General features: G+C 64.5%; 13 protein-coding genes. 9 read left to right on the top strand and 4 right to left on the bottom strand.

Going from position 1 to position 12,477, the window contains the following annotated elements; genetic code table 11:
• The first annotated feature begins 66 nt into the window (after positions 1-66).
• The 6 genes from dnaJ to OKC41_RS07935 all read left to right on the top strand — a co-directional run bounded on the left by dnaJ (position 67) and on the right by OKC41_RS07935 (position 7,928).
• Complete coding sequence (gene dnaJ / locus OKC41_RS07960; protein ID WP_010673647.1) at positions 67-1,203, top strand: molecular chaperone DnaJ; 1,137 nt, start codon at positions 67-69, stop codon at positions 1,201-1,203.
• 264 nt (positions 1,204-1,467) lie between these two features.
• On the top strand, positions 1,468-2,958 hold the full coding sequence (locus OKC41_RS07955) for a carbohydrate porin (RefSeq protein ID WP_080944225.1): 1,491 nt from the start codon (positions 1,468-1,470) through the stop codon (positions 2,956-2,958).
• Positions 2,959-3,069: 111 nt separating this feature from the next.
• Positions 3,070-4,029, top strand: a complete 960-nt coding sequence (locus tag OKC41_RS07950; protein WP_167825940.1) for an aminoimidazole riboside kinase — start codon at positions 3,070-3,072, stop codon at positions 4,027-4,029.
• Positions 4,030-4,110: 81 nt separating this feature from the next.
• Complete coding sequence (locus tag OKC41_RS07945) at positions 4,111-5,475, top strand: sucrose-specific PTS transporter subunit IIBC (protein ID WP_270671863.1); 1,365 nt, start codon at positions 4,111-4,113, stop codon at positions 5,473-5,475.
• Entirely contained in the window at positions 5,475-6,890 is a 1,416-nt protein-coding gene (locus tag OKC41_RS07940) for a sucrose-6-phosphate hydrolase (RefSeq protein ID WP_270671862.1), read from the top strand. The genes OKC41_RS07945 and OKC41_RS07940 overlap by 1 nt, the downstream gene beginning before the upstream one ends.
• Positions 6,891-6,917: 27 nt before the next feature.
• The gene (locus tag OKC41_RS07935; protein ID WP_104451701.1) at positions 6,918-7,928 is read left to right on the top strand and encodes a substrate-binding domain-containing protein; all 1,011 of its coding nucleotides are present in this window, start codon (positions 6,918-6,920) and stop codon (positions 7,926-7,928) included.
• A 78-nt stretch (positions 7,929-8,006) separates the two neighbouring features.
• Here OKC41_RS07935 and OKC41_RS07930 read toward each other — a convergent pair whose 3' ends face one another.
• The 4 genes from OKC41_RS07930 to OKC41_RS07915 form a co-directional block, all read right to left on the bottom strand.
• On the bottom strand, positions 8,007-8,735 hold the full coding sequence (locus tag OKC41_RS07930; RefSeq protein ID WP_041213246.1) for an MgtC/SapB family protein: 729 nt from the start codon (positions 8,733-8,735) through the stop codon (positions 8,007-8,009).
• A 181-nt stretch (positions 8,736-8,916) separates the two neighbouring features.
• A complete protein-coding gene (locus tag OKC41_RS07925) occupies positions 8,917-9,291 on the bottom strand; it encodes a hypothetical protein (RefSeq protein WP_043154730.1) in 375 nt (124 codons plus the stop codon).
• A 371-nt stretch (positions 9,292-9,662) separates the two neighbouring features.
• Positions 9,663-10,934, bottom strand: a complete 1,272-nt coding sequence (locus OKC41_RS07920) for an NAD(P)/FAD-dependent oxidoreductase (RefSeq protein ID WP_048208041.1) — start codon at positions 10,932-10,934, stop codon at positions 9,663-9,665.
• A 52-nt stretch (positions 10,935-10,986) separates the two neighbouring features.
• Positions 10,987-11,172: a DUF2892 domain-containing protein gene (locus OKC41_RS07915; RefSeq protein ID WP_041213243.1), complete on the bottom strand. Its 186-nt coding sequence runs from the start codon at positions 11,170-11,172 to the stop codon at positions 10,987-10,989.
• A gap of 85 nt (positions 11,173-11,257) precedes the next feature.
• Here OKC41_RS07915 and OKC41_RS07910 point away from each other — a divergent pair, with 85 nt between their 5' ends.
• The 3 genes from OKC41_RS07910 to OKC41_RS07900 are packed head-to-tail and all read left to right on the top strand — an operon-like array spanning position 11,258 to position 12,442.
• Positions 11,258-11,572 (top strand): helix-turn-helix transcriptional regulator, encoded by a 315-nt coding sequence (locus OKC41_RS07910; RefSeq protein ID WP_039039225.1) that lies wholly within the window; start codon positions 11,258-11,260, stop codon positions 11,570-11,572.
• Complete coding sequence (locus OKC41_RS07905; RefSeq protein WP_193758858.1) at positions 11,569-11,982, top strand: YeeE/YedE family protein; 414 nt, start codon at positions 11,569-11,571, stop codon at positions 11,980-11,982. The genes OKC41_RS07910 and OKC41_RS07905 overlap by 4 nt, the downstream gene beginning before the upstream one ends.
• Before the next feature lie 13 nt (positions 11,983-11,995).
• Positions 11,996-12,442 carry a YeeE/YedE family protein gene (locus OKC41_RS07900; RefSeq protein ID WP_041214809.1) on the top strand — a complete coding sequence of 149 codons (447 nt, stop codon included), beginning with the start codon at positions 11,996-11,998 and terminating at the stop codon, positions 12,440-12,442.
• Positions 12,443-12,477 lie beyond the last annotated feature (35 nt).

The raw sequence follows: 12,477 nt of genomic DNA, 5'->3' as shown, positions 1-12,477 counted from the left end.
TGAATTTACGGGCGTTGGGTAACCAACGCCCGTCTGCGTAACTGCTGATATAGCAACAGGATGAGTATGTCGAAGCGCGATTTCTACGAAGTGCTCGGGGTGTCGAAAGGTGCCGACGAGCGCGAGATCAAGAAGGCGTACAAGCGTCTGGCCATGAAGTATCACCCGGATCGCAACCAGGGTGATGCCGGGGCTGAAGAGAAGTTCAAAGAGGTCAAGGAAGCCTACGAGGTCCTGACCGACGAGAACCTGCGTGCCCGTTATGACCAGTACGGTCATGCCGGGGTGGATCCGAGCCAGGGTGGCGGCCACGGCGGCTTTGGCGGTGGTGCCGATTTCGGCGACATCTTTGGCGACGTGTTTGGCGACATCTTCGGTGGTCGCGGGGGCGGTCGTCGCGGCCCGGCCCGTGGCGCCGATCTGCGCTACAACATGGAGCTGACGCTGGAAGAGGCGGTGCGTGGGGTCTCCAAGGAGATCAAGATCCCGACCCAGGTCCACTGCGAAGTGTGCAACGGCTCCGGTGCCCATACCGGCAGCCAGGCCCAGACCTGCCCCACCTGCCACGGCTCCGGCCAGGTGCAGATGCGCCAGGGCTTCTTCGCGGTGCAGCAGCCCTGCCCCCACTGTCACGGTCGCGGCAAGATCATCAAGGATCCGTGCCGCAAGTGCCATGGGGAAGGGCGCTACCAGAAGACCAAGACCCTGTCGGTCAAGATCCCGGCCGGGGTCGATACCGGGGATCGCATCCGTCTCTCCGGCGAAGGGGAAGCGGGGGAAACCGGCGCATCGGCGGGGGATCTGTACGTACAGGTTCACGTGCGCGAGCATGAGATCTTCGTCCGTGACGGCAACGACCTCTACTGCGAAGTGCCCATCAGCTTCACCACGGCGGCGCTCGGCGGGGAGATTGAAGTGCCGACCCTGGATGGCCGGGTCAAGCTCAAGGTGACCCCGGAGACCCAGACCGGCAAGCTGTTCCGCCTGCGGGGCAAGGGCGTCAAGTCCGTGCGCTCCGGCCAGGTGGGGGATCTGATGTGCAAGGTGGTGATCGAGACTCCGGTCAAGCTGACCGAGACCCAGAAAGATCTGCTGCGCCAGCTGGACGACTCCTTCAGCGGCGCCGCTGCCAAGACCCACAAGCCGAAATCCGAAGGCTTCTTCGAAGGGGTGAAACGCTTCTTCGACGACCTGACCAAATAAACGCGACCCGCGTTACCCAAGCCGGCACGGATGTGCCGGCTTTTTTTTACCCGCCATCTGGCCTGGATCCCCCCTTATTGAGTGGATCCCGATGAGGGATCCTCCTCACAACTTCCGCCAATTCCCCCTGTACAAATGTTATCCCGCTCACACTCCTGCTGAAACGGTTTAGCTGGCATATTGAGTCAGCTAAAGCGGTTTAGCTATCCTCGGCTCGTCAACAACAACAGAGCCCGGACGGGCGACAGAAGACAGGTGAGGACGATGACGATGTTCAAGAGCAAGTTGGCGCTGGCCGTGGCGCTGGGATTGGGAATGAGCAGCCCGCTGTGGGCGGCGGATGGCGGTATCGAAGCCAGGCTGGCGGCGCTGGAGGCGCGGGTGCAGGCGGCCGAGGCGCGTGCCACCGCTGCCGAAGCGCGGGCCGATGAGGCCCAGAGCAAGGCAAACGAAGCCCGCGAGACGGCCGTGGTGGCCAAGGCCCAGAGCGAGAAGGTGGACAAGCAGACCGCCGGGGCCCAGGGCTTCGAGTTCCACGGCTATGCCCGCTCGGGCCTGCTGGTGAACGGCAACGGCAACGGTGGCCGCGGCGGCCCCTACATCACCCCGGCCGGCTCGGTGGGCGGCGCCGTGGGTCGCCTTGGCAACGAGGATGACACCTACATGGAGGCCAACCTGCTGAAGACCCAGACCTTCGACGATGGCAGCTGGGCCCGCTACAAGCTGATGCTGGCGGACGGGGTGGAGACCAGCAACGACTGGACCGCCAGCGATTCCAGCCTCAACACCCGCCAGGTGTTTGCCGAAATCGGCGATCTGGCGAGCTTCAGCGGTCCTTTCCAGCACTCGGTGCTCTGGGCGGGCAAGCGCTTTGACCGGGACAACTTCGACATCCACTGGCTCGACTCGGACGTGGTCTTCCTGGCCGGCACCGGCGGCGGCGTCTACGACGTGCAGCTGGCCGACAGCTGGAAGGCGAACTTCTCCCTCTACGGGCGCGACTACGGCGACATCAGCGCGAGCGGTCTCTCCGACATCGAGAGCTACATCCTCACCATGAACAACCGCGTTGGCAACTGGCAGTGGATGCTGAACGGCCTCTCCGCCAAGGACAACGAGGCGCGCATCAATGACGGCGGCGCGGGCAGCGAAGCGGCGAACAAGGGGGCCCACACCCTGGTGGCCTACCACGCCGACAGCTTCTTTGGCATCAACCCCGGTTTCTCCAAGGCGGCGGTGCTGTATGGCCACGGTCTGGGTGCCGAGCTCAAGGGGCTGGGCTCCGACAGCGAGCTGCTGCCGGATGCCGATGCGGTGCGGGTCGCCGTGTTTGGTGCCACCGATCTTGCGCCCCGCTGGCGTGTCGCCCCGGCCCTGCTGGCCGAGCACAGCCAGGATCGTTACGTGAAAGGGGACGAGTACCGCTGGGTGACCCTCAATGGCCGCCTGGCCCAGGTGCTGAGCCAGAACGTCGAGCTGGTCTACGAGGCGACCTGGCAGTACATGGACCTCGATCCCAAGGGCTACAAGGGTCGTCAGGCGGTGAGCGGCGATTTCACCAAGCTCACCTTCGCGCCGACCTTCAAGGCGCAGACCGCCGGCTTCTTCGAGCGGCCCGAGCTTCGGGTGTTCGCCACCTGGATGGACTGGTCCTCCGAGCTCGACAACTACGCCAGCTCCGATGCCATGGGCCAGAGCAACTTCACCGCCGGGGGCGAGTGGAACTTCGGCGTGCAGATGGAAACCTGGTTCTAGTTCGTTATCCCGATCACAAAAATGGCAGGCGGCCCCGGGATCTGTTGGTTAGCTAAAACGGTTTAGCTGATAATGCGGACCCAGAACCCGGGGCTGACCCCGGCAAATCCTGTGCAGCAGTGGAGTAGCAACAAGGTGACGAATCGTGTGTGGGTAATGGGGGATGCGGTAGTGGACTTGATCCCGGAAGGGGAGCAGCACTACCTCAAGTGTCCGGGTGGCGCACCGGCCAATGTGGCGGTGGGCGTTGCCCGGCTCGGCGGGGAGTCGGCCTTCATTGGCCGGGTCGGCGCGGATCCCTTCGGCCGCTTCATGGGGGAGACCCTGGCCAGGGAGGGGGTCGACATTCGCCACCTGATCCAGGATCCGGCCCATCGCACCAGCACGGTGCTGGTGGATCTCGATGAGGCGGGGGAGCGCAGCTTCACCTTCATGGTGCGCCCGAGCGCCGATCAGTTCCTGAGCCCCGCCGATCTGCCGGTCTTCCAGGCCGGGCAGTGGCTGCTGACCTGCTCCATTGCGCTCGCCAACGAGCCGGTGCGCAGCAGTTGTCTGCAAGCCATGGCGACCATCCGGGCCGTCGGGGGGCGGGTCTGCTTCGACCCCAACCTGAGGCCAGAGGTGTGGGGCAACCCTGCCGAGATGCTGCCCGTGGTGCGCGAGGCCATGGCCCTCGCAGACGTGGTCAAGCTCTCGGTGGAGGAGCTGCAACTGCTGAGCGGTCTGGACGATCTGGCGGCGGGGCTTGCCACTCTTTCAGGCCCGGCACTGGTGCTGGTGACCCGGGGGGCGGGGGGCGTGGTGGCCCGTCTGGGTGGCGAGTTGCTGGAGTGGGTGGGGCCCAAAGTGACGCCACTCGATACCACGGGGGCGGGGGACGCCTTCGTCGCCGGGCTGCTGGCGGCCTTGGCCGAACGGACCTCGCTGCCGACGCAGGCCGAGCTGCCCGCCATCCTGGCTCAGGCCCACGGCTGCGGGGCGCTCGCCACCACCGCCAAGGGGGCGATGACGGCACTGCCCACCCGCACCCGGCTGGATGAATTTTTGCGATCAGGCGCAGACGGCTGTTGATCTGCGGCTAGAACCGCGGGTCGACAGACCCTACTCTCATGTGACATGGGCCTGCCGACGGCGGGCCATAAGAGGAAGAATATGAATATCAGTGCGATAGCCCAGGATCTGGTGCCCCTGCTCGGGGGCAAGGAGAACATCGTCAGCGCCGCCCACTGCGCCACCCGGCTGCGGTTGGTGCTGGCGGACGACAGCAAGGTGAACAAGGCCGCCATCGACAAGCTGGAAGGGGTCAAGGGGTGCTTCAGCAACGCCGGCCAGATCCAGGTGATCTTCGGCACCGGCCTGGTCAACAAGGTCTATGCGGAGTTCGTCACCCTGACCGGGACCGGCACCGCCAGCAAGGCGGAGCTGACCGACATGGCGACGGCCAAGCTGAACGTGGCCCAGCGTCTGGCGCGGACCCTCTCCAACATCTTCGTACCCATCATTCCGGCCATCGTCGCCTCCGGCCTGCTGATGGGGCTGCTCGGCATGGTGCGCACCTACGGCTGGGTCAACGCCGACAGCGCCCTGTTCGTCATGCTCGACATGTTCAGCTCGGCAGCCTTCATCATCCTGCCGATCCTCATCGGTTTTACGGCGGCGCGCGAATTCGGCGGCAACCCCTATCTGGGGGCGACGCTGGGCGGCATTCTCACCCACCCGGCCCTGACCAACGCCTGGGGCGTGGCCGGGGGCTTCAAGACCATGGACTTTTTCGGCCTGGATGTCGCCATGATCGGCTACCAGGGCACCGTCTTCCCGGTGCTCTTGGCGGTCTGGTTCATGTCCCACCTGGAGAAGCAGCTGCGCAAGCGCATCCCTGACGCCCTGGATCTCATCCTCACCCCGTTTTTGACCGTCATCATCACCGGCTTCGTGGCGCTGCTCTTCATCGGCCCCGCCGGTCGGGTGCTGGGGGATGGCATCTCGTTCGGTCTGAGCGCCCTCTATGAGCAGGCGGGCTGGCTGGCGGGTCTGGTGTTTGGCGGCACCTATTCCCTTATCGTCATCACCGGCATCCACCACAGCTTCCACGCCATCGAGGCGGGCCTGCTGGCCAACCCTGTCATCGGCGTCAACTTCCTGCTGCCCATCTGGGCCATGGCCAACGTGGCCCAGGGCGGGGCTTGCCTCGCGGTCTACTTCAAGACCCGGGACGTGAAGATCAAGGCCATCACGGTGCCGGCGGCCATGTCCTGCCTGCTTGGCATCACCGAGGCGGCGATCTTCGGGGTCAACCTGCGCTACATCAAGCCCTTCCTGGCCGGTCTGTTCGGCGGGGCCTGCGGCGGCGCCTACGTGGTGGCGGCCAAGGTCGGCATGACGGCGGTGGGCCTGACCGGCATCCCGGGCATGGCCATCGTCCAGCCCATGAGTCTCATCCACTACGTCATCGGTCTGGTGATCGCCTTTGGCGCCGCTTTCGTCGCCTCCTACCTGCTCAAGTACAAGGTGGAGTGATGAAGGAAAGCCAATTCCTCAACCAGATTGTCCGGTCCCTGCTGGCCGGACAGCTCAAGGCGGCGGCCGATCCCCATCGGCCCCGCTGGCATCTGGCAGCCCCGGTGGGGCTGCTCAACGATCCCAACGGCTTCATCGAGCACGACGGGCGCTACCATCTTTTCTACCAGTGGAACCCGCTCGGTTGCGAGCACCGCAACAAGGGCTGGGGGCATGTCACCTCCACCGATCTGCTGCACTGGCAGCACGAGCCGGTGGCGCTGCTGCCCACCGAGGCCTATGAGAGCCACGGCTGCTATTCGGGCTCGGCGGTGAGCGATGAACAGGGGAGTCTGACCCTCGTCTACACCGGCAACGTCAAATACCCCGACGGCAGCCGCACCGCCTACCAGTGTCTGGCCCGCGCCGACGGTGCGGGGGGCTTTGCCAAGCTGGGACCCGTGCTGGACCTGCCCGCAGGCTACAGCGGCCATGTGCGCGACCCCAAGGTGTGGCACGACGGTCGGCAGTGGCTGATGGTGCTGGGGGCCCGCACCCTGGACGATCGGGGTGAGGTGCTGCTCTATCGCGGTGACACCCTGGATGCCTGGACGCTGGTGGGCCCCATCGCCGGCAGCGGGCGCGGCGGTCTCGGGGAGTTTGGCTACATGTGGGAGTGTCCGGACCTGTTCCCCCTGGGAGATCGCCATGTGCTGATCAGCTGCCCGCAGGGGATTGCCCCGCAGGGAGAGGATTATCGCAACCTCTACCAGTGCGGCTGGCTGGCGGGTGATTTCGACGGCGAGCATTTCGCCCACGGGGCCTTCCATGAGCTGGACCGGGGCTTCGAGTTCTATGCGCCGCAGACCACTCAGGACAGCCAGGGGCGGCGCCTGCTGTTCGGCTGGCTGGGCTTGCCGGAGGAGAACGAGATGAGCCAGCCCACTCTCGAGCACGGCTGGATCCACCAGATGAGCTGCCCGCGGGAGCTGTTCTGGCAGGATGAGTGGCTCTGCCAGCGGCCGGTGGCAGAGCTGGGCGCCCTGAAAGGGGAGCAGACCCGCTTCGAGGGGGCGCCGGGCGAGCTGCCGCGCCTGGCCATCGACTCGGCCTGGCTGGATCTGGCCCTGACCGGCGAGGGGAGCCTTTGGTTTGGCGCCGTGGTCGAGCTGGTGTGGCAACCTGGGCGTCTTGTCCTGCGTCGCCAGAACTGGCAGAGCGGGGAGTGGGAGGAGCGAAGCGCCCCCTGGCTTGGGGGCAAGATCACCGTCTTGTGTGACCGCTCCAGCCTGGAGTGCTTCGTCGATGGCGGTCGCCAGAGCTTGTCGACCCGTTACTTCCCCGGCGAAAACCCAGTACTTTCCGCACGTTGTGGTGGTGATGGCAGCAAAATTTGTCTCGATCACTGGCCGCTGGCGACCTGCCTAGTACAATAGCCCGGTCTCAGTGTGCCGGGAGGTCAGGTGGAGAAGAAGAAACGGATCACGATTGCCCAGATAGCCACGCTTGCGGGGGTCTCCAAGGCCACCGCCAGCCTGGTGCTCAACGGCAAGAGTGCGGAATACCGCATCGCCGACGATACCCGCAAGCGGATCCAGGCGGTGGCGGACGAGTGCCACTATCAGCCGAGCATCCATGCCCGCTCCCTGCGGGAGGTGCGCAGCTACACCTGGGGGCTGGTGATCCCCGACCTCACCAACTTCGGCTTCGCCAGCATCGCCCGTGCCCTGGAGGCCCGCTGTCGGGAGGCGGGGATCCAGCTGCTCATCGCCTGCTCCGAGGATGACCCCACCCTGGAGCAGCGGGTGGTGGACAACCTCATCAGCCGTCAGGTGGATGGCCTCATCGTCGCCTCCAGCGGCCACAGTGACGACATCTATGCCCGCATCCACGACCGCTTGCCGGTGGTGCAGCTCGACCGCCACATCGGTGAGTCGCGCCTGCCCATGGTGATCTCGGACGCCTGCAAGGCTACCGCCGAGCTGGTGCAGGATATGGCCGAGGATTGCGGGGAGGAGATCTACTACTTCGGCGGTCTGCTGGATCTCTCCCCCAGCCGCCACCGGCTGGCGGGTTACGAGCTCGGGTTGCACCGGGCCGGGCTGGAGGCCACTTCAGACCGGGTCCGCCACCGTGACTACCAGCCGAGCTCGGGTTATCAGCTGATGTCTGAGCTGGTGGACGAACTCGGAGCACCGCCGAAGGGGCTTTTTACCGCCTCTTTCACCCTGCTGGAGGGGGTGCTGCGCTACCTCAACGAGGCGGGACTGATGGAGACCGGCATGCGCCTGTGTACCTTCGACGATCACGATCTGCTCGACTGCATCCCCATGCGCATCGATTCCGTGGCCCAGGATTGCCCGGCCCTGGCCCGGGCCGCCTTCGAGATGATGCAGCAACTCATCGCGGGCAATCCCCCAGCCCAGACCGCCCAGGTCATCAACCCCAGGGTGCGCTGGCGCAGCCGCCGCTAGGCACACGGCTTCCCTTTCCTGTGAAAAAGCCCCGCCGGATCCGGCGGGGCTTTTTCTGCTGCATCTGGTATGAGGGCGTCAATCGGTGATGCTGGCCCGCCAGAAGATCTGCTTGATGTGAGGGTGCTCCCCGAGCGTGTTCATCAGGGCATCGAGCTTGGTGCCATCGATGGCGGTGGCGAGCAGCGCCGCCGAGATCTCGAGATCCTGATCGCCGAAGGGGGTGATGTCGAGCTCGCTCAGGGGGTAGTGGGCCTGCTCCAGCATCTGCTCGAGCCAGGGCAGTACCTCCTTCTGGTGAGCGCGGCCGATGAGAGCGGTCACGTGATAGGTCACTTCGGTGTCCATGTTGTCCACCGGGTCACGGTTTATCTGGTTGACCAGGGGGCGCAGCAGGGTGTTGGCGGCCAGCACGAAGAGGGCGCCGAGGATGGCCTCCAGGGCGAACCCGGCGCCGCAGGCGGCCCCGACCGCGGCCACGCCCCACAGGGTGGCTGCTGTGTTGATGCCCCGGATGTTGCCGGATTCCCGCATGATGACGCCAGCGCCGAGAAAACCGATGCCGGAGACGATGTAGGCCACCACGTGGACGACCCCGTAACTGCCACCATGCAGGTCATAGATGCGCTGGGCCAGGTTGACGAACAGGGCCGCCCCCACGGCAACCAGCACGTTGGTGCGAAGGCCGGCGGTGCGCTGGCGGTACTGGCGCTCCAGGCCGACCAGGCTGCCCAGCACGAAGGCGAGCAGCAGGCTGGCCAGGGTGTCGAGCAGGGCGAGAAAATCGAGTTGTTGCCACATTCTCATGAAGGGTCTCCTTCTGGGGATGTCGACCAACCTGCTCCCCCGGGTTGCGTGAGAGACGGGGGGCAAGGTCGACATCGTGGTGAATGCAAGGGCGCGACCCGCCTCCTGACGGGGCGGGATGGCGCAGAGCAGGGAAGAGGCCCTTCACGGTTGCCCGGGAAGGACCCGCCTCATTCGAGGGTCAATGCCTGGTGGCGTCGTCCCCGGCGCGGGGGCGCAGTTCCCAGCGTACCGGGTGAACAGCCCCGACCTGGTGGATGAACTGCACCAGATAGCGGCGCTGGGGCGGCGTGCAGTAGAGGCTCAGCACCAGCACGCGGCCTTCACCGCGCCCGGGCTTCATGGACTGCAGGGGACTGAGTCCGGCCGGTTGCAGGGTGTGGCTCACCGCCGCCAGCACCTGCTCCATGTCGGCTCTGTCTTCGCAGCGGATGTGCAGCCGATAGAGGTGCTGACGCCGTCTGCCACGTTGCCAGAGTGGTCGCAGGCCCCGTCCCAGTCTGCTCAGCAGGGAAGGGGATTTGTCAGCGACAGGGTTGTTTGAAATCAAGCGCATAGCAGCCTCCTTTTGGGAAGCAGAAACTATGCAGGCAAGGTGTCGGGGGATGAGTCCGTGTCACCTGACGTCAAGTGTGAAAAGCGGGGAAAAGAGGGATCCACTTCTCGCAGGGTGGCGAGTCGCGGCAGAGAAAAACCTGCGGCTAGCTCGCGACCAGGGTGCCGACGACGAGGGTCGGCGTGCGTCTGTCACTTGATGAGTTGCCCACCGATGGTCTCCGCTAGTGATAAAGAGGCGACATGGTAGCCGATACGGCGGCCTGGGTAAACCCCGAGCCCTTGATAGCAACATATTGAAACATAATAAAAAAGAGATGAAAGCGCCGGTGAAGGGAGCCCTCTTCCCTTCACCGGCGGGCCCTTGGGGGGTTACCGGGTCTTGTCGATGCCCAGGTATTTGAGCATCAGTTTTTCATAGACGGGTTCGGTGTCGCCCACCTGCATCTTGTGCAGGAAATACTTCTCGAACGCTATCTTGGCCAGGTGGACCCACTTCCCTTTCTTGAACCAGGCGACGTTGCGCGGCGGGATCTGCGGCATGGCCACGAAGGCGGCCCCTGTATCCCCCATGTCCGCCAGACAGATGGCATTCCACACCGCCCGGGTGACCGGGGGCTGGCCGTCCAGCTCCGCCTTGATGTTGTGGCTTAAGGTGCGCACCATGGCCTCGATCATGTAGCCGGTCTTGGGCACCCCGGTCGGGACCGGCGTCTTGTGCTGGGGCGGGATGGCGATGCAGACCCCGGCGGCGTAAATCTGCGGGAAGACAGGGTTGCGCTGGTGTTCGTCGACGATGACGAACCCGCGGGGATTGACCAGCCCCTCGAGGCCTCGCAGGGGGCTGATGCCGGCGAAGGCGGGCAGCATCATGGCATGCTTGTAGGGGAGGCTGTGGGTGCGCTTGACGTTGCCATCTTCATCCAGCTCCTCCACCGTCATCACCCCATCCCTGGCCGCCACGGTGCGGGCATTGCAGATCCATTGCATGTCGCGCATGCGCAGCTCGCTCTCCAGCATGCCCTTGGAATCCCCCACGCCGTTGAGGCCGAGGTGACCGATGTAGGGTTCGCTGGTGACGAAGGTCATGGGCACGTCCTTTCTCACCTTCTTGTCGCGCAGGTGGCGATCGAGGATGAAGGCGTATTCGTAGGCCGGGCCGAAGCAGGAGGCGCCGGGCATGGCACCGACGATCACCGGACCCGGTTCGTCGAGCAGCCCGTTGACACTGTGCAGGCACTCCTCTGCGTGGGAGAGGGTGCAGACGCTGGCGGTGCCGCCCGCCGTCGGGCCTGCTCCCTGCACCTCTTCAAAGGCGAGTGCGGGGCCGGTGCAGAGCACCAGAAAGTCGTAGTGCAGGTGCTGGCCATCGGAGAGGCGGATCTGCTGTTCGAGGGGTTGCAACCCGGTCAGGGCGGCGTGGATGAAGCGGATCCCCTTCTTCTTCACATGAGGCTCTATGGGGAGGGAGATATCCTTGCGCTCTCGCCACCGGACCGCAATCCACGGGTTCGAAGGGTTGAATTCAAAGTCGGGTTTGTCGTTCACCAGGATGACGTCGTGCTGCTTGCCGAGTTCGGCCTTAAGCTCGTAGGCGGCCGACATGCCCCCCAACCCTGCCCCGATGATGATGATGGTTGCCATAATGAGCCTCCGCTCTATTACACGGCTCCTGTGAGCCAATATGTCCGCCTGCCTATTTGAGCCCCATTCGCCTGAGCACGGCGGCGGCGGGACAGACCCCGGTGAACGCGCTCTGGATCAGGTTGACCCCGACAAAGACGCTCAACCAGACAAAACCCGGGTGGACCCAGGCCGTGAGCAGCAGCGACAGCAGCAACATGCCACCCGCGACCACTCTGACTCCGTTATCGACGGTCATTTCTCGTCTCCTTTTGTTTAGTGATTGCTAATTTAGAGTTGTTTTATACAATAGGACAAATATCAGCAATTGCTAATTTAATCTTATGAGCCACTTCGACGAGATGAACCGACATGCGACAGCCGCCGCCGGCCTGCTCAAGGCGCTGGCTCATCCCGAACGCCTGATGGTGCTCTGCCAGCTGGTGGAAGGGGAGAAGGGGGTCGGGGAGCTGCTGGCCCACAGCCAGCTCGGGCAGTCGGCCTTCTCCCAGCAACTGTCGGTATTGAAGCGCCAGGGCCTTATCCGCTCGCGCAAAGTCTCCCAGCAGATCTACTACTCCCTGGTGAGCGAGGCGGCGGCCGATGTGCTGGCGGCGCTGCAAACCCATTTTTGTCACTCAGATGAGGAAATTCGATGATGGAAAGCCAATGGCTGCTCTCGTTGGGGGGCGGCATGCTGGCGGGGCTCTCGGCCCTGATCCTGATGTTGTTCAACGGCCGGGTGGCCGGGATCAGCGGCATTCTGGCCGGTGCAATGCAGTACAAAACCCCCTGGCGGGTGCTGTTTCTGCTGGGATTGGGACTGGGGGCCTGGCTGGCGCTGACCCTGGGTTGGGCCACCATACCCGCCTTTGATGCCTTGCCCGGCTGGCCCGTGGTGCTGCTGGCCGGCCTGCTGGTGGGCATCGGCACCCGTCTTGGCAATGGCTGCACCAGCGGTCACGGCATCTGCGGCATGGGGCGGCTGTCGACGCGCTCCGTGGTGGCGACGCTCACCTTTATGGGGATGGGCGTGGCGACCGTGTTCTTTACTCACCACATGTTTTGACGGGTTGATTGCCATGAAATTGCTGACAAGTCTGTTTGCGGGTCTGTTGTTCGGGCTGGGAATGGCCCTCTCCGGGATGATGGATCCGGCGCGGGTCACCGGGTTTCTCGATCTGGCCGGTGCCTGGGATCCCAGCCTGGCCTTCGTGATGGGGGGCGCCCTGGCTGTCTTCATGCCGGGCTACTTCCTGCTGGTGAAGCCCCGTCGTCTGAGCCTGCTGGGGGAACCCATGGCCCGGGTTCCCGCTCCCGTGCTGGATCGCCGCCTGATTGGCGGGGCCGCACTGTTCGGGATCGGTTGGGGCCTGGTCGGCATCTGTCCAGGGCCTGCCTTGAGTCTCATTTCCAGCGGACAGCCCATGATATTGTTGTTCATCGGGGCCATGGCGGCCGGGATCCTGCTGGTGGACAAGGTCTGGAACAGGGTGCTGGAGAAGGCTCGCCAGCACCGTATTGCCTGAGTTTTCAAGGTGCCAATGAGCCAGGGAAGGAGAAT

Source organism: Aeromonas sp. QDB17 (assembly GCF_027705305.1).
GTDB lineage: Bacteria > Pseudomonadota > Gammaproteobacteria > Enterobacterales > Aeromonadaceae > Aeromonas > Aeromonas caviae.
This window is presented reverse-complemented; position numbering and strand designations above follow the sequence as displayed.